Origin of the sequence: Massilia horti (genome assembly GCF_004614195.1) — a bacterium.
GTDB lineage: Bacteria > Pseudomonadota > Gammaproteobacteria > Burkholderiales > Burkholderiaceae_D > Telluria > Telluria horti.
On record NZ_SPUM01000002.1, the window covers coordinates 1 to 23,370 of the forward strand.

Genomic DNA, 23,370 nt, shown 5'->3' on the forward strand with positions numbered 1-23,370 from the left:
AGACTAAGTCGCCGCGAGCGGACCACCGTAGGGTGCGCACCTGTGCGCACGCGGTACGCATCCATGCCACAAATGCCTGACCCGTCCACGTGTGCACAACAAGCCAGCGCCGCCGAGATTCAAGCCGTGACCGCGTGCGCACAGGTGCGCACCCTACGAACTTCGGCGTCTTTCGCGGGAAGGCGGCGGCCAACAGGTTCACACACGCGGCTTGATGCCGCATGCGTAAGAATTTACTGCAGCGGATGGCTACGGAAATGATCCCCCGGCTCGCTGTCTGGCAGGCCTTCATCCTCTTCGCCGTGATGATGTCCGTGCGGGCCATGCACGTGCCCGTGCGTGATCTCTTCCGGCGTGGCCGCGCGCACGTCCACCACCGACAGCTCGAAGCGCAGCGCCATGCCAGCCAGCGGGTGGTTACCATCAAGCACCACCTTGTCGTCCGCGATCTCGGTCACGGTGAAGATGGTCGGCTCTTCGTCGGCGTCGGCGCCTTCGGCCATTCCTTCGAACTGCATGCCGACTTCGACCGGCTGCGGCAGGCGGTTCTTCGGTTCGACCTTGACCAGCGAAGGATCGTAATCGCCGAACGCGTCTTCCGGTTCGATCTGGATCATCGAGCTGTAGCCCGGTTCCTTGCCGTCGAGCTCCTCCTCGATCTTCGGCAGCGTATTCTCATAGCCGCCGTGCAGGTACACCATCGGCTGCACGCCTTCCTCGATCAGGTTGTTCTGGGCGTCCGACAGCTTGTAGTTAACCGTCACGACCGTGTTCTGGGCAATCTTCATCGCGATTCCTTTCGTTGTAAGGTGCGGATTATACCCCCTGCCCTGCGCTATCCCGTTGTCCGGTTGGTTATAATGACGCATGAAAAAATTACAGCTCCTCGGCAATCTTACCCCCGCAACATTTCTGCGCAATTATTGGCACAAACAACCGCTGCTGATCCGCCAGGCAATTCCCAATTTCAAGCCGCTGCTCAAGTTCGACAAGCTGGCTGCGCTTGCGTCCCAGAACTACGTCGAATCGCGCCTGATCACGATGAATGACGGCCAATGGGATCTGCAGCACGGCCCGCTGACCACCCTGCCACCGCGCACCCAGCGCGAATGGACGATGCTGGTCCAGGGCGTGAACCTGTACGACGAACGCGCGGACGAGCTGCTGCGCCAGTTCCGCTTCATCGCAGACGCCCGGCTGGACGACCTGATGATCAGCTATGCGACCGATGGCGGCGGGGTCGGCCCGCATTTCGATTCGTATGACGTGTTCCTGCTGCAGGCGCACGGCAAGCGCCGCTGGCGCATCAGCGCCCAGCAGGACCTGACCCTGGTCGAGGGCCTGCCGCTCAAGATCCTCGCCAACTTCGAGCCGGAACAGGAATTCGTGCTCGAACCGGGCGACATGCTGTACCTGCCGCCGCACTACGCGCATGACGGCGTGGCCGAGGGCGAATGCATGACCTACTCGATCGGCTTTCGCGCGCCGGCCTTCCAGGAACTGGGCGAAAACTTCCTGCAGTTCATGGCCGACTCAATCGACCTGCCGGGCCGCTACGCCGACCCGGATCTGCAGCCGGCCAAGAACCCGGCCGAGATCCCGCGCGACATGCTCACCACCGTGCTGGAGGAATTGAACAAGGTGCGCTGGGACGAGGAAGACGTGACGGTCTTCCTAGGCGAACACCTGTCCGAGCCGAAGCACAACGTATTCTTCACCGGCCCGGCCCGGCCGCTGACGGTGGGCCGCTTCAACGAAACCGCAGCCAAGCGCGGGCTCAAGCTCTCGCCCAAGACCTTGATGCTCTATCGCGGCAAGCATGTTTTCATCAACGGCGAATCGTTCGCCGTGAGCCGCCTGGATAAGGTGGTGCTCGATGTGCTGGCCGACCAGCGCCGGCTCGACGGGGCGCTGCTGGCCCAGGCGTCGGACGACGTGCTCGAGGCCCTGTACACCTGGTACCAGGACGGCTGGATCGAACTCTCCTGAAGGCGCACGATGACCGAGCCGCAAGTGACGCGTTTCGACACCCGGGCCGACTGCGAGGCGGCCTTCCGGGCCTGTCTGGCCGCGTCGCATGCGCGGCTGGAGATGTTCGATCCTGATTTTGCGGTCTATCCGCTGGGCGCCAGCGACGTCGATGCCCTGCTGCGCGCCTTCCTGGAGCGCGGCGGCGAGCTGCGCCTGGCGATGCATGCTAGCGCTCACATCGAGCGCCACTACCCGCGTTTTTTGCGCCTGTTGCGCGACTATGGCCACCGGATCGAGTGCCGGACGACCGACCGCAGCCTGGCCGGTCTGACCGATTCGTTCTGCATCGGCGACGGCGTGCATATCGTGCGCCGTTTTCACAGCGACCACATGCGTGGAGAAGCGGCACTGGACGCGCCGGCCGCAACCGAAGTGCCACGCGAGCGCTTTGCCGCGATCTGGGAGGCGTCCCGTCCCGGCCTGGCGCCGACCACCACCGGCCTGTGAGGAAACGGTCCGTTCCCCGCGTATCATCTTGTAACAAAATACATGTTGCTGGGAAACAAATCCCTTACAAATTGACATTCCTTTCCTATTGCGATTCAGTAAATTTGGCTATAATATCGGGTTAGGAACGTTCCGTTGTCTATCAGACACTGTTACCAGTATGAAAGTCTACGAGCCTTTCCTGACGAGCGATAATTACCGGTAATTATTCATCGCAACAAGTAGTATCTTTACTTTTGGATTAATTAAGGAAAATCATGAAAAAATCCCTGCTGATCGTCTCCCTGATGGCTGTTGCTCTGGCTGCTTGCAGCAAAAAAGAAGAGCCTGCTGCTCCGGCACCGGTAGTTGAAGCTGCTCCGGCTCCGGCTGCTGACACCGCTGCTGCTCCGGCTGCTGACGCTGCCGCTGCTCCGGCTGCTGACGCTGCTGCTGCTACCTCGGCTACTTCGGCTGCTGACGCTGCTGCTGCTCCGGCTGCTGCTGCTCCGGCTTCCTCGAAGTAATCAGCTTCGTGCGATTGAAAACCGGCCTTCGGGCCGGTTTTTTTTCGTCCCTAGCATACCCGGCAGTAGCGCGACACTGACTGCCATCATGGAGCAGCAGGCTGGACAGGACAATAATCTCGCTGGTTCAACAAGGAGAAACCAACGATGAAACAGTACTTTCCCGCCCTCGCCCTGCTCGCCGTCCTGCCCGCCTTTGCGCAGCACGGCGAACACATGCATGAAGAGCGCGTGGCGCACCAGGACCCGGTGGCCGAGCGCAGCGTAGAAGCCGCACCAATCCACCTGGCCGGGGCTCCCCATGAATTTACCAAATTACCCGACGGCGGCGTTCAGCGCGTACTCGCCAAGGACCGGCGCGACCTGCATCAGGTGATGCAGGTACGGGAGCACCTGCGCGAGATTGCCAAGCAGTTCCGTGCCGGGGATTTTTCAATGCCGGAGAGCGTGCATGGCGAGCAGATGCCGGGGCTCGAGCAACTGAAGAACGCCAAGCCGGGGATACTTGCGATCGAGTACCGCGACGTGGTCGGCGGAGCGGAGCTGCAGTATCGCAGCAAGGACAAGCAGATGGTGGCAGCGGTCCACAAGTTTGGTGCGCAGTTGGCCGAGCATGGAAAGGAGGCGGAGCCAGCTCCCCAGCTTCATGCCAAATAGCGGCGACGCATGTCGTCCCGCCGGCGGCCGCGTGACATGAGCAAAACAAAAGGCTATTTCACAGCTAAGTGCCGCCGAAGCCCGTAGCCGCTGGACATTGTAGGGTGCGCACCTGTGCGCACGCGGTTCGCGAACGTTGCTCAGGCAAGCGGCAGCCGCAAGTCAGTATGCTGTGACCGCGTGCGCACAGGTGCGCACCCTACGCCTCCGATAAGCCGCACAAGGGCTCCACACTTTATGGTGAGATAGCCCCAAAAAAAACCGGCCGCGCAGGCCGGTTTTTTTTCGTGACACCTCGGGAAATTATTTCAGCTCGTCGGTCAACAGCTTGAGGATCTTGGCCCCGGTCGGCGACGTCTCCGGCTTGCCGTCCTTCGACTGCACCGTCAGTTCGGACACGCTCGCGCCCTGCTCGGCCTTGACCAGCACACGGTAGCGCTGCGCTTCCTTGGCCTTCTCCGAATCCTTGCCGAAGGACAGCAGCTTGTTCAAGAAGCCCTGCTCGGGAGCATCCGGATCGATGTAGCGCACAAAATAGATACCCTGCACGCGGTCGCGGTCTTCCACCGTAAAGCCGACGCGGTCCAGCGCCAGGCCGACGCGGCGCCATGCGCGGTCGAATCCCTCGTCCATTTCGACCTTGTCGCCCACCAGCTTGGCGTGCTGCGGCGCTTCCGGTGCGTTGGCCACCGTTTGCGCTGCTACCTTGGTGGTCGGCGCGCCGCTCAGGCGGGCCATCAGGCGGCCCAGGAACTCAGCTTCCAGCTCCGGGTCGTTCGGACGTGCGGTCCAGGCCGTCGTTTCCTTGTTCGCACCGGTCAGCACTTCCTCGACGCCGCGGTGGCTGACATAGATCTCGGTCGAGCCGTCCGGCAGGCGCTCAAGGCGCGTACGGAACTTGTCGCGCGTGCCGGTTGAATAGGCGCCGTCAAACACTTTGCCGAGCGTGCGGCGGATGAAGTCCTGCGGGATCTTCGCGCGGTTCTCGACCCAGTTGGTTTCCATGGTGCCGGCCGCGGTCGACTCCGATTCGACCGTAAAGCCGGCGTCGTGCCAGAAGTCCTTGAGCTGCGGCCACAGCTGTTCCGGGGTCTGCTTGACCACCAGCCAGCGCTGGTTGCCGGCGCGTTCGACGCGCATGCCCTCGCTCGAGGCCGGGCCGATGCGCTCGCCCGGAGCGGCAGCCACCACCGGCGTGCCGGCGACGGTCTGGAAGCTGGAAGCCGTGGCAACGCCGCGGCCGTCTGGAATCGCGTAACGATTGTCCTTCTGGAGCTGGGTCAGGTCCGGCGGCACGTCCAGCGGCGGGGCCTTGGAGGCGCCACGGTAATCCACTTTATCCGACGGGAACAAGGTCGAGCAACCAGCCAGGCCGAGTGCGACAGCGGTCAGCGCCACGGCGCCCAGGGTTTGTTTGTTGCGAATAGTCATATCGTTACGTTTCAGGTCTGTATTCCGAACCGCGCGACGGTTCAGGCCTTCGGGTACACGTCCGCTTCGCGCAGCGCGGCGCGCACGGTTTCGTGGAATTGCTCGGACAACGGCGCCAGCGGCAGGCGCAGGCCCGCCGGCATCATGCCCATTTCCGCCAGTGCCCACTTGACCGGCACCGGGTTCGGCTCGATAAACAGCTTGCTGTGCAGCCCCAGCACGCGGTTGTTGATCGCGATTGCGCGGCGGATATCGCCGGCCATCGCCGCCTCGCACAGCTCATGCATCGCGCGCGGCGCCACGTTGGCGGTGACCGAAATGTTGCCCGCGCCGCCGCAGAACATCAGCGCCATCGCGGTCGCGTCGTCGCCAGAGTAAACCGCAAAATCGCTCGGCACCGCTTTGATCAGTTCGATGCCGCGCGCGATATTTCCGGTCGCGTCCTTGATGCCGACGATGTTCTCGATCGGCGCCAGGCGCACCACGGTGTCGTTGCTCATGTCGGCGACGGTACGGCCGGGCACGTTGTACAGGATTACCGGCAGGTCGACCGCTTCGGCAATCGCCTTGAAGTGGCGGTACATGCCTTCCTGGGTCGGGCGGTTGTAGTACGGCACCACCTGCAGCGAAGCGTCGGCGCCGACTTCCTTGGCGTGCCGGGTCAGCGCGATCGCCTCGGCGGTCGAGTTGCCGCCCGTGCCGGCGATGACCGGAATGCGCCCGGCGGTGTGCTCGACGGCCAGTTTGACCAGTTCGCAGTGTTCTTCGGGAGAAACGGTGGCGGATTCGCCAGTGGTGCCGACGATCACCATCGCATCGGTGCCTTCGGCAATGTGCCAATCGATCAGCTTGCGCAGGCCGTCCTTGTCCAGACTGCCGTCGTCAAACATCGGCGTGACGATTGCTACTATGCTGCCCTTAATCATAATTCTTGGACTGTGCCGTAAATAAAAGTCTGATTGTAGCGGATAGCCCGCGCTTATGGTTCATTCCTGCCGAGATAAATGGTCGAGCCCGGTCTCTAGTCTTGGCAGCAGCGGACCGCAGGCGCACAGGCGCTGCACCAGCGCGCTCTTCGGCTGGCTGACGACGCCATGTTCGTACGCGACCACGCGCAGGCCGCCGCGCGTCGCCATGTCCAGCAACTCGCCGGGCGCCAGCAGGAAAGCGGGATTGGACGGCTTGCCGAATGCCTCGTTGCCGACTGCGAAGGTCTCGTACAGCAGCACGCCATTCGGCGCCAGCGACTTGACCAGGCTGGCCAGCAAGGGCCGGTACAGGTAGTTGGTGACCACGATGCCGGCAAAGCGGCCGGGCTCGAACGGCCAGACGGCGCCTTCAACCTCCAGGTCATGCTCCATGGTCCGGATGCCGGGGCCGGCAGCCAGCGCCAGCGCCTCTCGATCGCGATCGAGCGCCAGCACGGGATGGCCCAGGCTTGCGAACAGGCGCGCATGGCGCCCGCCGCCGCAGGCCAGGTCGAGCACCTCGCCTTGCGGGACCAGGCGCGCGAAGCGCTGGACCCATGGCGATGGTGCGCCAGTACCGTGGAAGCCGTCGCCCATCAGCTGTAGTCCAGGCCCATCGCTTCGCGCACGTCGCGCATGGTTTCCTGGGCCAGCTTGCGCGCCTTGTCGCAGCCGTCGGCGACGATCGCGCGCACCAGCGAAGGATCGTCCAGGTACTGCTGTGCGCGTTCGCGCATCGGCTCCTGCTCGGCCAGCACGGCGTCCACCACCGGCTGCTTGCATTCCAGGCAACCGATGCCGGCGCTGGTGCAGCCCTTCACGACCCAGTTCTTGGTCTCGCTGTCTGAATAGACCTGGTGCAGCTGGAACACCGGGCACTTGTTCGGATCGCCCGCATCGCTGCGGCGCACGCGCGCCGGGTCGGTGGGCATGGTGCGGATCTTCTTGGTCACCGAGTCGCGGTCTTCGCGCAGCGTGATCGCGTTGCCGTAGCTCTTGGACATTTTGCGGCCGTCCAGGCCCGGCAGGCGCGACGCCTCGGTCAGCTTGACCTGCGGCTCGACCAGGATGATCTTGCGGCTGCCCTCGAGGTAGCCGAACAGGCGCTCGCGGTCGATGTTCGACAGGCTGCCGGCATCGTCCAGCATCGCGCGCGCCTGCTGCAGCGCCTCTTCCTCGCCCTCCTGCTGGAAGGCGGTGCGCAGTTCGGCGTACAGCTTGGCGCGCTTGCTGCCCAGCTTCTTGACCGCTTCCAGCGCCTTTTCCTCGAAGCCCGGCTCCTTGCCGTACAGGTGGTTAAAGCGGCGCGCAATCTCGCGCATCATTTCGATGTGCGGGATCTGGTCTTCGCCCACCGGCACCTGGCTGGCGCGGTAGATCAGCACGTCGGCCGCCTGCAGCAGCGGGTAGCCGAGGAAGCCGTAGGTCGCCAGGTCGCGGTTGGACAGGTTCTCGATCTGGTCCTTGTAGGTCGGCACCCGCTCGAGCCAGCCAAGCGGCGTGGCCATCGACAGCAGCAGGTGCAGTTCGGCGTGCTCGGGCACCTTGGACTGGATAAAGATCGTGGCCTGGGACGGATCGATGCCGGCCGCCAGCCAGTCGATCACCATGTCCCAGGTGCTCTTGACGATGATCGACGGGTCGTCGTAGTGGGTGGTCAGCGCATGCCAGTCGGCGACGAAGAACAGGCAGGGCTGCTCGGACTGCATCCTGATCCAGTTTTTCAGGGCGCCATGGTAGTGGCCAAGGTGCATGGCGCCGGTCGGGCGCATACCGGAGACGACACGGTCTGGGTACATAGTCTGTTAGCTCAAAAGTAAAGTCAGGGGAGATGCGATCAGGTGCAGCACGTAATTGGCGACGGTCATCACCGGGATGACCCAGAACCCGAGCAGCTTCAGCCAGATCAGGGCGAGCACGATGAAAAAACCGTACGGCTCGATCTGCGCAAACTTGTAAGCCGCCCGGTTCGGCAGGATCGAGGTGAGCACCCGGCCGCCGTCGAGCGGCGGAATCGGCACCAGGTTAAACGCAAACAGCAGCAGGTTGGTCAGCACGCCGGCCCGGGCGACCTCGTTCGGGAACGCCTCCTGCACCTGGAAGAAGGCCAGCAGTGCCGCCATCACCAGCCACAGCAGCGCCATCACGAAATTGGCGCCAGGGCCGGCCAGCGCCACCCAGGCCATGTCGCGCTTGGGCTTCCTCAGGCGCGAAAAATCGATCGGCACCGGCTTGGCGTAGCCGAACACGAATCCGGTCGTCAGGTACAGCAACGCCGGGATGATGATCGTTCCGAACAGGTCGATGTGGACCAGCGGGTTCATGGTCATGCGCCCCGCGGCATAGGCCGTGTTATCGCCGAAGTACTTGGCGACATAAGCATGGGCGGCTTCGTGCAGGGTAATGCCGAAAATGACGGGCAGTGCGTAGACTGTGATGTTACGTATGAGTTCAGGATCCATAAGCGGGAATTCTATCAGAGCCCGGAGTCAGGCAGTCCGGGCAATTGCTGGCCAGGGGCAGCCAGTCGGTGGCAGCGCAGGAAGATGATATGGGCTCGCTTACAAGCCGAAGGCGGCGGGGTCGCCCCGGCCCTGCCGCAGCAGGGCTGGCTCGGGGCCGGTCAGGTCGACGATGGTGGTCGGCTCGAGCGTGCCGGCGCCGCCGTCGATGACCAGGTCGATCTGCTTGCCCAGGCGCTCCTGCACCACCTCGGGGTCGGACAGCATGAGCTCGTCCCCGGCGACCTGCAGGGTGGTGCCGATCAGCGGCGCTTTCAATTCGTCGAGCAGCGCCAGCATGATCCGGTTTTCCGGCACGCGCAGGCCGATCGTCTTGCGCGACGGGTGCGACAGCCGGCGCGGCACTTCGCGCGTGGCTTCCAGGATCACCGTGTACGGGCCAGGGGTGGTGGCCTTGAGCAGCCGGTACTGCTGGTTGTCCACGCGCGCGTACAGCGCGATCTCGGACAGGTCGCGGCACAACAGCGTCAGGTGGTGCTTCTCGTCCACGCCGCGGATGTGGCGCAGGCGGTCGGCGGCCGCCTTGTCGTCGAGCCGGCACACCAGCGCATAGGCGGAATCGGTCGGCACCGCGACGATCCCGCCTCCCTCGATGATCTGCGCCGCCTGCCTGATCAGCCGCGGCTGCGGGTTGACGGGATGGACCTGGAAGTACTGGCTCATGGCATGGACACGCGAGGTGTCAGCGCAGGTGCTGCAGCGCGGCGATGCGCTCTTCGATCGGCGGGTGGCTGGAGAACAGCGCGCCCCAGCCGCTGCCGCCGCCCGAGATGCCGGAAGCGGCCATCGACTGCGGCAGCGCGCCCGGTTCGATGCCGCCCAGGCGCATCAGCGCATGCTGCATCGGCAAGGTGTTGCCCAGCAGGCGAGCGGAGCCGGCGTCGGCGCGGAATTCACGCTGGCGCGAGAACCAGGCGACGATCATCGACGCCAGGATGCCGAACACGATCTGGCACACGAACACGGTGACCATGTAGCCGATGCCCGGGCCACGGCGTTCATTGCTGTTCCCCTGGAGCATCTGGTCGACGAAAAAGCCGACCACGCGCGAGAGGAACACGACGAAGGTGTTGACCACGCCCTGGATCAGGGTCAGGGTGATCATGTCGCCGTTGGCCACGTGAGCGATTTCATGGCCGAGCACCGCCTCCACCTCTTCGCGGTTCATGTTGGCCAACAGGCCCGTCGAGACCGCGACCAGCGCCGAGTTCTTGAAGGCGCCGGTGGCGAACGCATTCGCCTCGCCCTCGTACACCGCCACTTCCGGCATGCCGATGTTGGCGCGCTGGGCCAGGTTCTGAACCGTGTTGACCAACCACGCCTCGGTCGTGTTGGCCGGCTGCTCGATCACGCGCGCGCCGGTGGACCACTTGGCCATTGGCTTGCTGATCAAAAGCGAGATGATCGCGCCGGTAAAACCGACCACGAGCGAGAACACCGCCAGTGCCCCGACGTTGATGCCGGCGCCGGTTACGGCACGGCCAACCCCCAGCACGTTGATGACGATGGTAAGTACCAGCACTACCGCAAGGTTGGTAGCGAGGAACAGGAAAATGCGCTTCATTGTGGTCTAGCCTCCCGGCCGAGTGAATAAACAGGCATAAGATAGGGGTGCCTGTTTGGAAATACAAGTGCTCTGCCTTAGCGCTTGCTTAAAAGCCGTCCCACTTGGCGAACAGCTTTCCAACCTAGCTGTTCTGCCGGTTTGTAAATACAATATCCCGTGCTAAAACGATAGGGCCGATGGCACGGCATATTCGCGTACGTCCACCTTCCCAACCTTCCGGAGGCCCCATGGTTCTGATCACTTAAGCCGTCCCGACTGATGCACAATGGGCCGGCATACGCCGTCAGAACCAGTCATGCCAAATCGGTGTCACTCCGGCCGGCAACGCCGGCAGCTGCGCAAACTCGATGCGCGACTCGCCGGGTGCGTGGAAGTCCGTTCCGCGCGACGCCAAAAAGCCATAGCGCCGCGCCAGCTCCGCATATACCGGATACTGGTCCGGCGTGTGGCTGCCCGTCACGACCTCGATCGCGCTGCCGCCCAGTTGCCTGAACTCGTCGAACAACGCACCTTCCATCATCGGTGTGAACTTGTAGCGACCCGGGTGCGCAATCACCGCAATGCCGCCCGCGCCGCGAATCCAGCCGACCGCCTGCTCCAATGTTGCCCAGCGGTGCGGCACATAACCTGGCTTGCCCTCGGTCAGGTACTTTCGAAACACTTCCGCAGTCGAATCGCAAGCGCCGACCTCGACCAGGTAACGCGCGAAGTGCGTACGCGACATCAGGTCCGGATTGCCCACGTACTTGAGCGCGCCCTCGAAGGCGCCGGGAATGCCGGCCTGCTCCAGCTGCGCGGCGATCTCGCGCCCGCGCCGGTCGCGCCCGCTGCGCGTATCGTGCAGGCCCTGCACCAGGGCCGGGTTGTCCTCGTCGATCTGCAAGCCGACGATGTGCACGGTCTCGCCGGCCCAGGTGATCGAGATCTCGACGCCCGCCACAAAGCGCATGCCCGCATCCGCCGCAGCGGCGCGCGCGGCCTTGATGCCACCGATTTCGTCATGGTCGGTCAGCGCCCAGGCATCGACGCCAGCCTTGCGCGCGTACGCCGCCACAGCGGCGGGCGCGAGCACGCCGTCGGAAACATTAGAATGGCAATGGAGATCGACTTTCAGCATGAATGCGACAGTTCCGTGCAAGTACATTGATGCATCCATTGTACGCTGCATTGGCCCCGGGCTCCCAGGAACGGCGGCTTGCCTTGCGCTGAGCTGATGTTAGAGTGTCGCCGGAGAAAACTATAACGACGGGACAACATGAAGACCTACCACGGCAGCTGCCATTGCGGCGCGGTGCGTTTCGAAGCGGATATCGACATGAGCCTGGGCACGATCAAGTGCAACTGCACGATCTGCACCAAGATGCGCTTCTGGGGCGCGCAAGTGGGACCGGATGCGTTCCGGCTCCTGGAAGGCAAAGAGGAACTTGGCGAATACCGCTACCACAGCATGCGCGACGGCCATTTCTTCTGCAAGCGGTGCGGCATCCACACGTTTTCGACCGGCGACTCGCCGCGCATGGGACCGTTTTACGCGGTCTTCGTCGCCTGCCTCGATGACCTGCCGGTCGACGAACTGATGGGCGCGCCAGTGCGCGTGCTCGACGGTCGCAACGACAACTGGGCCACGGCACCAAGCGAGATCCGGCACCTGTGACTAGCCTGGAGGCTTACCGAGGCGTAACGTGAATCACCAACGTAAAGCACGTCGTTCCCGCGCAGGCGGGAACCCATAGGCCGCATGAAATGACGCTCAGCATGGGTCCCCGCCTGCGCGGGGACGACGATTTTGGGGTTAACTATTGTTGTGGCGTGCGCTTGGCTTGATTCTAGTAGCGCTTGAGCATCGAGCGGATCGTCGGATCTTTCGCCAGCACGAAGTCGTGGCCAGCCAGCACGAAATTGTTCGTTGGCTGGATCACCTTGATGTTCACGAACACTGCTTCGCTGGTCTCCGCATACGATCCGACCACGACCGCCTGGGCGTTGTGGTTATGCGCCACCTCGCCGATCTCGCGGGTCAGCATCAGCTCGCCCTGGTTGCGCTTCAGGTACACATTGCTGCGCAACTTCATCTCGAGCATCTTCAAGCCGCCCTGCGCCAGCCGGGTCGAAACCTGTTCGGACACCACCCGCCCCAGCGTCGAGGATTCGTCGAGCGCGTCGATGTTGACGATGGTGGCCATGATGAGCGGCTGACCGTCCACGATCTTGCCGCTCAGCTGCTTGAGCAGCTCATCCGCTGCCCGGTAGTTGGCCGCGACAAAGGTATTGGACGTAACCGACGCATAGCTCGGCGCGTCGGGTTGGGGGCCGAACGAGCACCCGGCCAAGAACAGCGGGCAAGCGAGCATGGCGCTGGCCAGTTTGTCACGCGCCCTCATTGCCGCCCCTCCCCTTTCACAGCGAAGGATTTGACGAGCTGGACCTTGGGCGGCTCCACCTGATACAACGTGCGGTCGCTGTCGCTGGTGTAGTAGACCGAGGTGGAGCGCGCATAGTAGCGCTGCTCGCTCGAAACACCGACGCTGATCAAGATCTCGGTCTTCGGCGTTTCACCTGTCGCGAATTGCGATTGGAACCACTTATACGCGTCCTGGGTGAAGATCGCCGCGGTCGCGAACCACTGCGGCGTGTGCGACTGGATGTCAGTAAGCACCCACAGCCCGGCCGCCAGTGCCGAGTGCTCGCCGGTGGTCTTGTATTGCGGCCGGTTCCTCGAAAACTCGACGGCCTGGGTATCGATCTCGACCAGCAGCGCTCCTTCCGGCATCTTGGAGACGACGAAGCCATCGTTGACCAGCGAGGTGATCATCTGGCTGGCGAGCGCCTGATTGAACGGCGTCGCCTGTACCGGCTGGACATACAGCGGCAGACGCGGAGCGTTCCGCAACGCCGGACTCAATTGCTGTTCGATATGGGCCGAGATGGCCTTCCAGTGGGCCGCCGCCAGCACCTTCTCCTGATGAATCGTGCGAAAGTTCGTGACGACCGGAGCAGGACTATAGGGGAATGCACAGCCCGCCAAGAGCAGTGCTGCCGTGCAAGGCGCGACCGCACGGCCAAGCAATTGTCTTCTCATCTGTATTTTTCCAAGTTGCCGCACCCGCCGCGCGAGATACAAAGGCAACGGACTGTAGCACAATCCATTGCCCAAAAGCAACTAACTTGGCCTGCCGATGACCACTGTTTGCAACGGCCTTACGGTTCGCCGAGAAAATCCTCGATCATCTGCGCCAGCAATTCCGGCTGGTCATGGTGCAGCATGTGGCCGGCATCCGGCATCATTTTCGGCGTCACACGCGCCAGGTGCCCGAGCCGGCGGTCGATCTCGGCGCGCGCCTGCTCCTTCGGCCCCATCCAGCGCCACATGTTGGTGTCCTCGGCCTCGACCCACAGCACCGGTGCGGTGATGCGGCGCCAGCAGGCCAGCACCTCTTCCGAATGGTAAAGCAGCGGGCTGGTCATCTTGTGCGCCGGATCGCCCAGGATCATCCACTCGCCAGCCTCGTTGGGTGCCGACCAGTGCGCGGCAAGGAAGGCCGCCTTCTCGTTTGACAAGCGCGGATTGGTCTTCTGCAGCCGCGCCGCCACCTCATCCAGGCTGGCGTAGCCGCGCATGGCCGGCGGCTGCGTCAAGGCGTCGAGCCATTGCGCAAAGCGGCCCGGCGCCTGCTCCGGATTGGTTACCGGCAGGCCGAAGCCCTCCAAATTGATCAGCTTGCCGATGCGCGCCGGCCGCACGCCCGCGTACAGGCAGGCGATGTTGCCGCCCATGCTGTGCCCCAGCAGATTGACCGCCTCGCCCGGCGCGTAGTGATCCAGGATCGCCTCCAGGTCGCCCATATAATCGGGGAACCAGTACGTGTCGGCTTTGGCCCGGTCAGTCAGGCCAAAGCCACGCCAGTCGTGCGCGATCACATGCCAGTCTTTCTCAAGCGCATCGACGACGAACTGGAATGAAGCGGCCACGTCCATCCAGCCATGCAGCATGAAGATTTTGGGCGCGCCTTCGCGGCCCCAGTGGCGCACGTGGGTGGACAGGCCGCGTACGGAGAGGAATTCGGATCGGGACGGTTTCTGCATTGCTGGCACGCCAATAAAAGTACGATCGTACGATTATACGCGAGGCGTTGAATTTCCGTCAGACAGCCCAATCTGCCCTCAACCCGACGATGGCAGGCCCAAGAGCGTAAAATAGCGACAATTTCAACCCTTCCGCGAGCATATCCCATGGCGATATACCAGCTGGGCGAGCATGCGCCCGAGATCGACGCGTCGGCCTACGTGGCCGAGTCGGCCAACCTGATCGGCAAGGTGACGGTTCAGGCCAACGCCTCGGTGTGGTCCGGGGTGACGATCCGCGGCGACAACGAGCGCATCACGATCGGCGACAACAGCAACGTGCAGGAAAATACGGTGATGCACACGGACATGGGCTTTCCGCTCACGCTCGGCAGCAACGTCACCATCGGCCACATGGCCATGCTGCACGGCTGCACCATCGGCGACGGTTCGCTGATCGGTATCGGCGCGGTAGTGCTCAACGGCGCGAAGATCGGCAAAGGCTGCCTGGTCGGCGCTGGCGCGCTGGTTACCGAAGGCAAGGAGTTCCCGGACCACTCGCTGATCCTCGGTTCGCCCGCCAAGGTGGTGCGCACGCTCACGGAAGACGACCTGCAGCGCCTTGCAGGCAGTGCCGCCAGCTACGTGGCACGCGGCCAGCTATTCAAGGCGCAGCTCAAGAAAATTGGATAGACAATGACGACAGACACCAACAAGGACACCCTGCAACGATTCATCTTCGACAATGCCGCCGTGCGCGGCGAACTGGTCGAGATTTCCGAGGCCTGGCAAGAAATCCAGGCACGGCACGACTACCCGAAGGCGGTGCGCGCCTTGTTGGGCGAAATGGTCGGCGCGGCGGCACTGCTGTCGGCCAACCTCAAATTCAACGGCGCGATGGTGATGCAGATTCACGGCGACGGCCCGATCAGGCTGCTGGTGGTCGAGTGCGACGCCGACCTGCGCCTGCGCGCGACCGCCAAGCTGGCCCCTGGCAGCACGATCCCCGACGACGCCACGCTGGCCCAGCTGCTGAACGTACACGGCAAGGGCCGCTTCGTGATCACGCTCGACCCGCTCGACAAGGTGCCCGGCCAACAGCCCTACCAGGGCGTGGTGCCGCTCGACGGCGAGGATATCGCGACCGTGATCGAGCACTACATGCTGCGCTCGGAACAGATGGACACCCGGCTGTGGCTCGCCGCCGACGACCATATCGTGCGCGGCCTGCTGCTGCAAAAGCTGCCGCGCAACAGCGCCGCCGAAGGCCAGGTCAAGCAGGCCAGCGAGGAGGAAGACCTCGAAACCTGGAACCGCGCGGTTATGCTGGGCAATACGGTCAAGCGGGAAGAGCTGCTTTCCACTGACATGCAGACGCTGCTCACACGCCTGTTCTGGGAAGAGACGCTGCGTGTTTTCGATCCGGCGCACCCCAGCTTTTTCTGCAGCTGCACTCGCGAAAAGGTCGGCAACATGCTCAAGATGCTGGGCCAGAAGGAAGTCGAGTCCGCGCTGGCCGATCTTGGCACGCTGGCGATCAACTGCGACTTCTGCGGCAAGCACTACGCGTTCGACCAGGTCGACTGCGCGCAGCTGTTCGCCACGAGCACTACCGCCGATGCGGTAATGCCGGCGTCCGGGGTGAAGCACTGACATTTTCCGAAGGCGTCGACCCACCCCGTTGTCGACGCCTCGTTGCGGCACGCAGGCTACTTCAACATCAGCGCCCTTAGCTCGGCCATCGTCCCTGGGAAACTATTGAGGTCGACCGGCACCGCAATGCCGGGAACTCGACCGCTCTCGCTGTATTGCCACAACTTATAGTCTTGCCATCCCCGGGGCAAGCGCGGGTTCTTTTCGGTGTAGTGGGCAATCCAGAGCGGGCAGTCGTTGTATCCATCCGGATTGCCCAACTGCTGCCAAAAACTTGCGCGGGTGTACAGCACGGGTGCCGCATCGCCGGTCTTCTTGCGTACGTCATCGATCCAGTATCTCAGCGCGGTCAGATAGGCGTCATTGTTCGCCGCATTCCACGGACCATCGAACTGAGGGTTGTCTTCCACATCCAGTGCCGGTGGCAAATCGCCCTTCCCGACCCCGAGTAGATCGAGCTGTTTCAACATGAGATCGATCTGCTTCCGATAGTCCTCACTGGTCCGGAGGAAATGATATACGCCGCATGCCAAGCCAGCGTCCTTCGCGCCGTTGATATTGGCCAGGGCGAACTTGTCTGGATGGGTACCATAGGCCGCTCTCACATACACAAAATCGATTCCGGATGCCTTGACCTGCTCCCATTCGATCTTGCCGGTGCCCGCCCACACATCGATGCCCTTCAATCCGGGATGTTGCGCGACCGGACCAGTGCCCATGCCCCACGCGCCCGCGCTGGCGCGGGTGCGCGAACCAGCCTTCCGGGGAGCGTGTGGCCGCGCGCCGCCGTTGTCGCGCGTCTGCAGCCACTCGTCAAGAGTGTCGACGTGCCGCGCAAAGCGGTACGCGTCGGACGGGATCAAGGATGGCAAGTCCGAGGGAACCGATGGCAGCGCCGCACCGCGTTCCTTCGCCTTGTCGTGCCGCCGGAGCTGTTCGGCCATCGCCAGCAAAAGGAGCTGTCCCTCGTCCGGCTCGGCAGGTTCACGCCCCGCCATTGCGCCACGCCGGCTTGTCCCGTCCAGCCCGAACGGCGCCAATGTGTCGCCGTCCTCGCGCGGCTTTTGCAGGAAACGCGATGCAAAACCAGTAGGCGCCAGCGGCTGGGTGCGCTCGCCCAGCGGCGGCAAGGCATACTTTTCCAGAAGGTAGCTCAGGATACTCGTGTGGTCGTAGACCGTGTCGTCACAGCCGGCGGGCAGCCAAGGCGAGATCAAGATGGCCGGCACGCGCACGCCGAGCTGGTTGAAGGCAAATTTCGAAGCGCTGTTGTCCGGCGCGATGGCTGCCGGCGGCACGACATGGTCATAAAAGCCGCCGTGCTCGTCATAGGTCAACACCAGCAACGTGGAGTGCCACAAGTCCTTGTTGCTGCGGATCGCGTTATAGACCGTCGCAAGCAACCGTTCGCCATCGAGCATGCCGACGGGCGGATGCTGATCGTTCTCCTTGCTGAAAAACCCGCCCAGGAAGCGCGGCTCGATGAACACATAGTCCGGAAAATTCTTTTCGTCCTTGGCATCCTCGACGAAATTTTCAATAGGCGAATAGCGCCCGGTGAGGAAAGGTCTCTTGAGCCGGTCGAGAATGATCGACTGAGGAAAACCATCGTGATAGATGCGCCACGACACCGGCTTACCGTTCACCCGTGCCTCATCGAGTCGATCATAGATGGTGGGCTGGCTGAACTTGCCCCAATACTGCCCCAATGAGGTGGGATCACTCAGGCTCGGCATCACGACGTTTCCAAGTGAGGTGCCGCTGTGTACGAAAAAGCGGTTTGGCCAGGTCGGCCCGGGCAACGACGAGAACCAGCGGTTGCAGACCAGGTATTTTTTTGCGAGCGCATGCGTCACGGGAAGATCGCCGTCTTTGAAGTACGCCATTACCTGCTGCCGTTCCTCAGGGGTGGAGTTCGGTCGGTTCCTGACGAAGCTGTTGACGAAGTGCGCGCCATGGTCCTGAAGTTGTTCAGTGACGTCGTCGAATTCGTGGGGCACCTTAAACGAATGCGACACCCAGTCCCTGGCGATCGGTAGCTGCTCATATGCCTTGCCGGTCTTCGCGTCGACGTTCACGCCCGGCTCCTTTGGATCGACGCCATCGAGCCCCGGAATGGCACCTTGCAGGCCGCCGAGCACATGATCGAAGGAGCGGTTCTCGAGCATCAGTACGACAACGTGACGGATCGGGTCTTTCCCGTTGACTTCCCGAGCCGGCGAATCCACGTCTGGCTTGATCCCGGTTTCCTGGCGACGTGCGCTCCGGCCACACGGCTGATCGCCCACCGGCAGCAAGGCTTCTTTCTTGAGCTCGTAACGCTGCTCGGCAATCCTGTCGCCAAAAAACTGCTGCGCGGCTTCTCTCCCTGGCTTGAAGAAACCGATATAGCCCCCGGGAGCGGCCTTGAACGGCTCCAGCGGCGTGCCGCTGAAATTCGTGCGCCCGCCGCCGTCGTTGGGCGAGAAGTAGCTGGGCAGGACAAAGTTGGAGACGGTGACCTCGTCGATCTGGTAGAACTGGGCCTGCACCGCGTCGCACATTTCAAACCAGTGATAAACCTTGGCCGGCTTGCTGCCCGCCGGGTTCGGTCCCAGTACCAGCAGGTTGGCTTGCGGATCGCCCAGCAGCTCGAGGGCCTCATGGGACAGGGTAGCCGACCAGGGGTCGCCGAGCTCGGCACACAGGTCGAGATAGACGAAACCATAGGGAATGCCGCACAGGTTACGTTCGTGGTAGCCCAGCATGTCGTCGGACGTGCCGGAGTCAACGATGTACAGGATTGCGTCGCCGCGTAATTCGGTCAATGCCCTGATATCGATAGGCCCCCGCGCCGGCCCCTCTACCCGGAGTGTCCCGCCAAACCCCCAATAGGGCTCGAAGTCTTCCTTGATCTGGCGGTTGATGGCGCGAACGACGCGGTGCAACTCCGCGTCCGAAACTGTGTGGCTGCGGTTGACTACCGAGATTTGGAACATGCCTGACCTCCTGTAAGAGAAATCCTACATATTCAAATCGTGCCCCTTCCTTTCAAATAAGAAAAGCTACCAACAGTAACAGTAGAATGATCAAGAAAACAACAACGCCCGAAATCTGCTGACGTACACCCCGCCCTTGCAATACCAATTGGTGTTCGCCGACTACCGGCGGCGGAACCGGAGCAGACGCTTAACCGCAATTGGCAGGCAGGTCGCCCAATAAGGCGCGCGAGCGCTCCGAAAGAGATCTCCTGCTGCCAGTGCCACCGTCGCAAATGCAAAATTAGCAGGAGACACGCACGTCGCCATCACCAGTGCGCAGATTGATCCCGATCCAGCAGCGGTAGTGGTAGTCCTTCGGGTCGTTCAACTGAGCCGTATAAGTGCATGTGACGCCCTTTTTGTTCCGCTCCCGGTCGCGCTTCTCGGGGCTGCACTTGATCCTGGTATCCGGGCCGATCAGATCGAAAACTTCCTTCGCAGCTCTCCTATTGCTGAATGGGAAACAATTGGTGAGATTCGGGCCATCACGAACTCGTTATGATGGTGTCCCGATCCATCATGAGACCCAAATGAAGCCTAACCGACCACTCATCGCCGGCGGTGTCGCCGCTGCTCTTTTCGCAGCATCGATCTTTGCCAGCCCTTATTGGGAACTGCATCGAATCCATTCCGCTATCCAAAGCCAAGATGCGGACGCTGTGTCAGAACATGTAGACTTCCCCTCCCTTCGTGAAAACCTCAAGGGCCAAGTTATGGCCGTCATTGGCAAAGAGATGGCCAGGGAGGATGCAAGCAAAAATCCATTCGCGGCCTTGGGCCAGGCGATGGCAATCGCCATCGTCAACCCACTGATCGATGCAGCTGTTTCACCCGCTGGCGTGATTGCAATGATGAGGAGCGGTAAAGCCGAGTTGCCGAAACCCGGTGAAGTGGCAAGTGAGCCGTCTCCGGGTAGCGACAAGGTCGATTACTCGGTGTCGTATCGTAGCTGGGACAAGTTCGCGCTGTCTGGGAAGGGACCTAATGAAGGCAGTTTCATTTTCAAACGCTACGGGTTCTGGAGTTGGAAGCTCGTAGCCATTGAACTTCCCGCCAAGATCTCGGCTGATATGCATTAAGCTTCAATTCGAAGGTTTCATTTGTTGGCAAGCCGCCCCGGCGCCAACGGCCCACACCGTTGGCCAGGCGGCTGCCCCGTAAACAGGCTCGGGCGAGCAGCAGTTCCAAAGGCTGTTACGACTTAAATTCAGCCAAGCCTCGCCGCCCGCCGTCCGTTTCACCTTGGCCGCCCCAAGCGGCGAGTTCACCGCCTCCCCTCCCCCGTACGCAGCCGCTGGCATCTCCGCTCCAATTATTCACGGCCCCCTTGACATTGCCATTGTGGGAACGTTTATTCTTCGTAATATCCCAAGTCGGGCTACTTCAGCCCGCTTCCAAATTGAGCTTGAGGTAGACGATGAAACAGTTATCCCTGCTGCTGTGCGTGATGCTCGGCGCACCCTTGATTGCCTGCGCACAGACCGCCCGGACGCCAGCGGCTGCGGACGAAAAATCACCCGTCCCAACCTTGCAATACCAATCTGTGTTCGCCGACTACGTGGCGGCCAAGGAACCCGAGCAAACGCCTGACCGCAACTGGAAGCGCGCCAACCGCATCGTCGCCGGGGACAGCGCGCCGCCAGCGCAGACGCAAGCGCCGGCCGCACAGGACACGACAGCCAGTCCCGCCACCGGCACGCACAGTCACCACATCCACCACGAAGGCCACGGCGATGAAAAGAAACATTAAAGTTGCCAGCGCCGTGGTCGCCCTCGCCGTGCTTGCCGGTTGCGCCAGCGTTAGCAAAGATGGCGGCATCGGCGACGTCGGACGGCTCACGCAATCGCGCATCGGCCAGGATGCGCCGCTGGCTCGCGAAATCGACGCAAAAGAGGTGGAGGCGCTGTTGGCGAAGCCGCTGTCGGCCGAATCGGCTGTGCGGGTGGCGCTGTTGCACAACCAGGCCTTGAAAGCATCCCTGGCTGAGCTGGGCATCGCGCAAGCGGATCTGGCCCAGGCCGGGCGCCTGCGCAATCCGGGCGTCAGCTTTGGCCGTATCCGCGGTGGCGGCGAGACCGAGATCGATCGCGCCGTCATCTTCGACGTTGCCGGGCTGCTGACGATGCCCGCACGCACCGGCATCGAAACCCAGCGCTTCGAGCAGGCCAAGCTGCACGCGGCCAGCCAGGCGGTTCGACTGGCGACAGACACGCGGCAGGCTTATTTTGCAGCCGTCGCCGCGGCCCAGGCGGCAGCCTTCGGCGGCCAGGCGCGCCAGGCCGCCGAGGCCGGCGCCGAACTGGCATCGCGCATGCGCGGAGCCGGCAACTGGAGCAAGCTCGACGAGGCGCGCGAGCGGGCGTTCTACCAGGATGCGGTGACGCTGCAGGCGCGCGCCCAGCTACAGGCCACAATCACGCGCGAGCAGCTCGCGCGCTTGCTCGGACTGTGGGGCGGCCAACTGGCGTTCACCCTGCCCGACCGCCTGCCCGATCTTCCCGCAGCGCCGCAAACGCCCGCCGACGCCGAGGCGCAAGCGCTGTCGACACGGCTGGACGTGCTCGCGGCGCGGCGCGATGCCGAAGCTACCGCGCGCGCGCTCGGGCTCACCCGCGCAACCCGCTTCATCGACGTCTTCGATGCCGGCTATGCGAACAAGAGCGTTACCGGCCAACCGCGCCAGAACGGCTACGAGGTCGCGCTCGAACTGCCGCTGTTCGACTGGGGCGGCGCCCGCGTGGCGCGCGCCGAAGCGACCTACATGATGGCGGTGCACAGGACAGCCGACCTCGCGGTACGGGCGCGCTCCGAAGTCCGCAGCGCCTATGCCACTTACCGGACCGCCTACGATATCGCCCGCCACTACCGGGATGAAGTGGTACCGCTGCGCAAGCAGATTTCGGAAGAGGTGCTGCTGCGCTACAACGGCATGCTCGCCAGCACCTTCGAACTGCTGGCCGATTCGCGCGAGCAGTTGGCCAGCGTGGATGCGGCGATCGCGGCGCAGCGCGATTTCTGGATCGCCGAAAGCAATCTCCAATCCGCCATGACCAACGGCGGCAATATCGAAGCAAGGACAGGCGAATGATTTCTCGTAGAGACTTTTTCAAGGGCGCGGGGGCGGTGGCAGTCAGCGCCGCGGCGGTGAGCCGGGCCGGTGCGGCGACGCTGCCGGAAGCTGCCGTCATGGATCATGCGCGCACCCAAGTGCCGCCGCCCCCGCCGAACGGCCGGCCCTTCAATCCCGTCGTCACCCTCAACGGATGGTCGCTGCCGTGGCGGATGAACAATGGCGTCAAGGAGTTTCACCTGGTCGCCGAGCCGGTGGTGCGCGAACTGGCGCCGGGCATGAAAGCCAACCTGTGGGGCTACAACGGCCAGTCCCCGGGACCGACGATCGAAGTGGTCGAGGGCGACCGCGTACGCGTCTTCGTCACCAACAGGCTACCCGAGCAGACCAGCATGCACTGGCACGGCCAGCGCCTGCCAAACGGGATGGACGGGGTGACCGGCCTGACACAGCCCCCGATTGCGCCGGGCAAGACCTTTGTCTACGAATTCGTGGCGCGGCGCCCGGGCACCTTCATGTACCACCCTCACGCCGACGAGATGGTGCAGATGGCGATGGGCATGATGGGCTTTTGGGTCACGCATCCGAAGGACCCGACTCAGCATGCGGTCGACCGCGATTTCGTGTTCCTGCTCAATGCGTATGACATCGACCCCGGCAGCTATACGCCGCGCGTGAACACCATGCTCGACTTTAATCTGTGGACATTCAACAGCCGGGTATTCCCGGGCATCGACCCGCTGCCGGTGCGCCTGGGCGACCGCGTGCGCATCCGGGTCGGCAACCTGACGATGACCAATCACCCGATCCACATGCACGGACATGAATTCATCGTCACCGGCACCGATGGCGGCTGGACGCCTCCCGCCTCGCATTGGCCGGAGGTGACTACCGACATTGCCGTGGGCCAGATGCGGGCGATCGAATTCGACGCCACCGAATTAGGCGACTGGGCGTTTCACTGCCACAAGTCGCACCACGCGATGAATGCGATGGGCCATAACGTGCCGAACCTGATCGGGGTCGACCACCGCGGCGTTGCGGAGAAGATCAACAAGATCATCCCGGACTATATGGTCATGGGCGACAAAGGCGGATCGATGGGCGGGATGGAAATGCCGCTCCCGGAGAACACGCTGCCGATGATGACCGGCCAAGGGCCCTTCGGCGGCGTGGAGATGGGTGGCATGTTCACGGTGATCAAGGTCCGCAAGGACCAGCGCCGCGGCGACTACAGCGATCCCGGCTGGTACCAGCATCCGGCCGGAACGCTCGCCTACGAATGGACCGGCCAACTGCCCGAACCTGCGCGCAGCGGCACGGCTGGCGGTAGTTCGATGCCGGTTGCGAACAAGCCGGATATCGAGCTGACCGTCCGCAAAACGTCGGGCCACGGCGGGCACTGAAGAGTCACCCTTGTATAAATCAGTTTGAT

At 62.9% G+C, this 23,370-nt stretch carries 24 protein-coding genes; 11 read left to right on the forward strand and 13 right to left on the reverse strand.

Annotated features, from left to right (window positions below):
- Positions 1-233 precede the first annotated feature (233 nt).
- Positions 234-788, reverse strand: coding sequence for an FKBP-type peptidyl-prolyl cis-trans isomerase (locus E4O92_RS00055; RefSeq protein ID WP_135187696.1), 555 nt, complete (start codon positions 786-788; stop codon positions 234-236).
- Positions 789-867: 79 nt separating this feature from the next.
- Here E4O92_RS00055 and E4O92_RS00060 point away from each other — a divergent pair, with 79 nt between their 5' ends.
- The 4 genes from E4O92_RS00060 to E4O92_RS00075 all read left to right on the forward strand — a co-directional run bounded on the left by E4O92_RS00060 (position 868) and on the right by E4O92_RS00075 (position 3,641).
- Complete coding sequence (locus E4O92_RS00060; protein ID WP_135187697.1) at positions 868-1,989, forward strand: ribosomal protein uL16 3-hydroxylase; 1,122 nt, start codon at positions 868-870, stop codon at positions 1,987-1,989.
- Positions 1,990-1,998: 9 nt separating this feature from the next.
- Entirely contained in the window at positions 1,999-2,478 is a 480-nt protein-coding gene (locus E4O92_RS00065; protein ID WP_135187698.1) for a DUF7931 domain-containing protein, read from the forward strand.
- Positions 2,479-2,735: 257 nt separating this feature from the next.
- Positions 2,736-2,984, forward strand: coding sequence for a hypothetical protein (locus tag E4O92_RS00070; RefSeq protein ID WP_135187699.1), 249 nt, complete (start codon positions 2,736-2,738; stop codon positions 2,982-2,984).
- Positions 2,985-3,131: 147 nt separating this feature from the next.
- Positions 3,132-3,641 carry an aspartate carbamoyltransferase gene (locus tag E4O92_RS00075; protein WP_135187700.1) on the forward strand — a complete coding sequence of 170 codons (510 nt, stop codon included), beginning with the start codon at positions 3,132-3,134 and terminating at the stop codon, positions 3,639-3,641.
- A gap of 303 nt (positions 3,642-3,944) precedes the next feature.
- Here E4O92_RS00075 and bamC read toward each other — a convergent pair whose 3' ends face one another.
- From bamC to E4O92_RS00115, 8 genes are all read right to left on the reverse strand, one after another.
- Complete coding sequence (gene bamC, locus E4O92_RS00080; RefSeq protein ID WP_135187701.1) at positions 3,945-5,072, reverse strand: NlpB/DapX family lipoprotein; 1,128 nt, start codon at positions 5,070-5,072, stop codon at positions 3,945-3,947.
- A gap of 41 nt (positions 5,073-5,113) precedes the next feature.
- Positions 5,114-5,998: a 4-hydroxy-tetrahydrodipicolinate synthase gene (dapA, locus tag E4O92_RS00085; RefSeq protein ID WP_135187702.1), complete on the reverse strand. Its 885-nt coding sequence runs from the start codon at positions 5,996-5,998 to the stop codon at positions 5,114-5,116.
- 60 nt (positions 5,999-6,058) lie between these two features.
- Positions 6,059-6,637 carry a class I SAM-dependent methyltransferase gene (locus tag E4O92_RS00090; protein WP_135187703.1) on the reverse strand — a complete coding sequence of 193 codons (579 nt, stop codon included), beginning with the start codon at positions 6,635-6,637 and terminating at the stop codon, positions 6,059-6,061.
- Positions 6,637-7,839 carry a tryptophan--tRNA ligase gene (locus E4O92_RS00095; RefSeq protein WP_135187704.1) on the reverse strand — a complete coding sequence of 401 codons (1,203 nt, stop codon included), beginning with the start codon at positions 7,837-7,839 and terminating at the stop codon, positions 6,637-6,639. Before E4O92_RS00095 ends, E4O92_RS00090 begins: the two co-directional genes overlap by 1 nt.
- Positions 7,840-7,845: 6 nt before the next feature.
- Positions 7,846-8,502, reverse strand: coding sequence for a site-2 protease family protein (locus E4O92_RS00100; protein WP_135187705.1), 657 nt, complete (start codon positions 8,500-8,502; stop codon positions 7,846-7,848).
- Positions 8,503-8,601: 99 nt separating this feature from the next.
- Positions 8,602-9,225, reverse strand: a complete 624-nt coding sequence (locus E4O92_RS00105; RefSeq protein WP_135187706.1) for an L-threonylcarbamoyladenylate synthase — start codon at positions 9,223-9,225, stop codon at positions 8,602-8,604.
- Positions 9,226-9,244: 19 nt separating this feature from the next.
- Positions 9,245-10,126: a protease HtpX gene (gene htpX / locus E4O92_RS00110; protein ID WP_135187707.1), complete on the reverse strand. Its 882-nt coding sequence runs from the start codon at positions 10,124-10,126 to the stop codon at positions 9,245-9,247.
- A 286-nt stretch (positions 10,127-10,412) separates the two neighbouring features.
- Positions 10,413-11,246, reverse strand: coding sequence for a 3',5'-nucleoside bisphosphate phosphatase (locus tag E4O92_RS00115; protein ID WP_135187708.1), 834 nt, complete (start codon positions 11,244-11,246; stop codon positions 10,413-10,415).
- A gap of 138 nt (positions 11,247-11,384) precedes the next feature.
- Here E4O92_RS00115 and E4O92_RS00120 point away from each other — a divergent pair, with 138 nt between their 5' ends.
- Complete coding sequence (locus E4O92_RS00120) at positions 11,385-11,783, forward strand: GFA family protein (protein WP_135187709.1); 399 nt, start codon at positions 11,385-11,387, stop codon at positions 11,781-11,783.
- A 172-nt stretch (positions 11,784-11,955) separates the two neighbouring features.
- On the opposite strand, the gene E4O92_RS00125 is transcribed toward E4O92_RS00120, so the two are convergent.
- The 3 genes from E4O92_RS00125 to E4O92_RS00135 form a co-directional block, all read right to left on the reverse strand.
- Complete coding sequence (locus E4O92_RS00125) at positions 11,956-12,510, reverse strand: FlgO family outer membrane protein (RefSeq protein ID WP_135187710.1); 555 nt, start codon at positions 12,508-12,510, stop codon at positions 11,956-11,958.
- On the reverse strand, positions 12,507-13,208 hold the full coding sequence (locus tag E4O92_RS00130; RefSeq protein WP_135187711.1) for a hypothetical protein: 702 nt from the start codon (positions 13,206-13,208) through the stop codon (positions 12,507-12,509). The genes E4O92_RS00125 and E4O92_RS00130 overlap by 4 nt, the downstream gene beginning before the upstream one ends.
- Positions 13,209-13,327: 119 nt before the next feature.
- A complete protein-coding gene (locus E4O92_RS00135) occupies positions 13,328-14,212 on the reverse strand; it encodes an alpha/beta fold hydrolase (RefSeq protein WP_135187712.1) in 885 nt (294 codons plus the stop codon).
- 147 nt (positions 14,213-14,359) lie between these two features.
- Here E4O92_RS00135 and E4O92_RS00140 point away from each other — a divergent pair, with 147 nt between their 5' ends.
- Positions 14,360-14,884, forward strand: a complete 525-nt coding sequence (locus E4O92_RS00140; protein ID WP_135187713.1) for a gamma carbonic anhydrase family protein — start codon at positions 14,360-14,362, stop codon at positions 14,882-14,884.
- A gap of 3 nt (positions 14,885-14,887) precedes the next feature.
- Positions 14,888-15,844, forward strand: coding sequence for an Hsp33 family molecular chaperone HslO (gene hslO, locus E4O92_RS00145; RefSeq protein WP_135187714.1), 957 nt, complete (start codon positions 14,888-14,890; stop codon positions 15,842-15,844).
- Between the two features lie 56 nt (positions 15,845-15,900).
- Here the strand turns inward: hslO and E4O92_RS00150 are convergent, their stop codons facing one another.
- A complete protein-coding gene (locus tag E4O92_RS00150) occupies positions 15,901-18,822 on the reverse strand; it encodes an alkaline phosphatase family protein (protein ID WP_135187715.1) in 2,922 nt (973 codons plus the stop codon).
- 572 nt (positions 18,823-19,394) lie between these two features.
- On the opposite strand from E4O92_RS00150, the gene E4O92_RS00155 reads away from it, so the two are divergent.
- The 4 genes from E4O92_RS00155 (at position 19,395) to E4O92_RS00170 (ending at position 23,341) form a co-directional block, all read left to right on the forward strand.
- Positions 19,395-19,943 carry a DUF2939 domain-containing protein gene (locus tag E4O92_RS00155; RefSeq protein WP_135187716.1) on the forward strand — a complete coding sequence of 183 codons (549 nt, stop codon included), beginning with the start codon at positions 19,395-19,397 and terminating at the stop codon, positions 19,941-19,943.
- A gap of 338 nt (positions 19,944-20,281) precedes the next feature.
- Positions 20,282-20,614, forward strand: coding sequence for a hypothetical protein (locus E4O92_RS00160; RefSeq protein ID WP_135187717.1), 333 nt, complete (start codon positions 20,282-20,284; stop codon positions 20,612-20,614).
- Positions 20,598-21,953, forward strand: coding sequence for a TolC family protein (locus E4O92_RS00165; RefSeq protein ID WP_135187718.1), 1,356 nt, complete (start codon positions 20,598-20,600; stop codon positions 21,951-21,953). Before E4O92_RS00160 ends, E4O92_RS00165 begins: the two co-directional genes overlap by 17 nt.
- Positions 21,950-23,341 (forward strand): multicopper oxidase family protein, encoded by a 1,392-nt coding sequence (locus tag E4O92_RS00170; protein WP_135187719.1) that lies wholly within the window; start codon positions 21,950-21,952, stop codon positions 23,339-23,341. Before E4O92_RS00165 ends, E4O92_RS00170 begins: the two co-directional genes overlap by 4 nt.
- Positions 23,342-23,370: the final 29 nt, after the last annotated feature.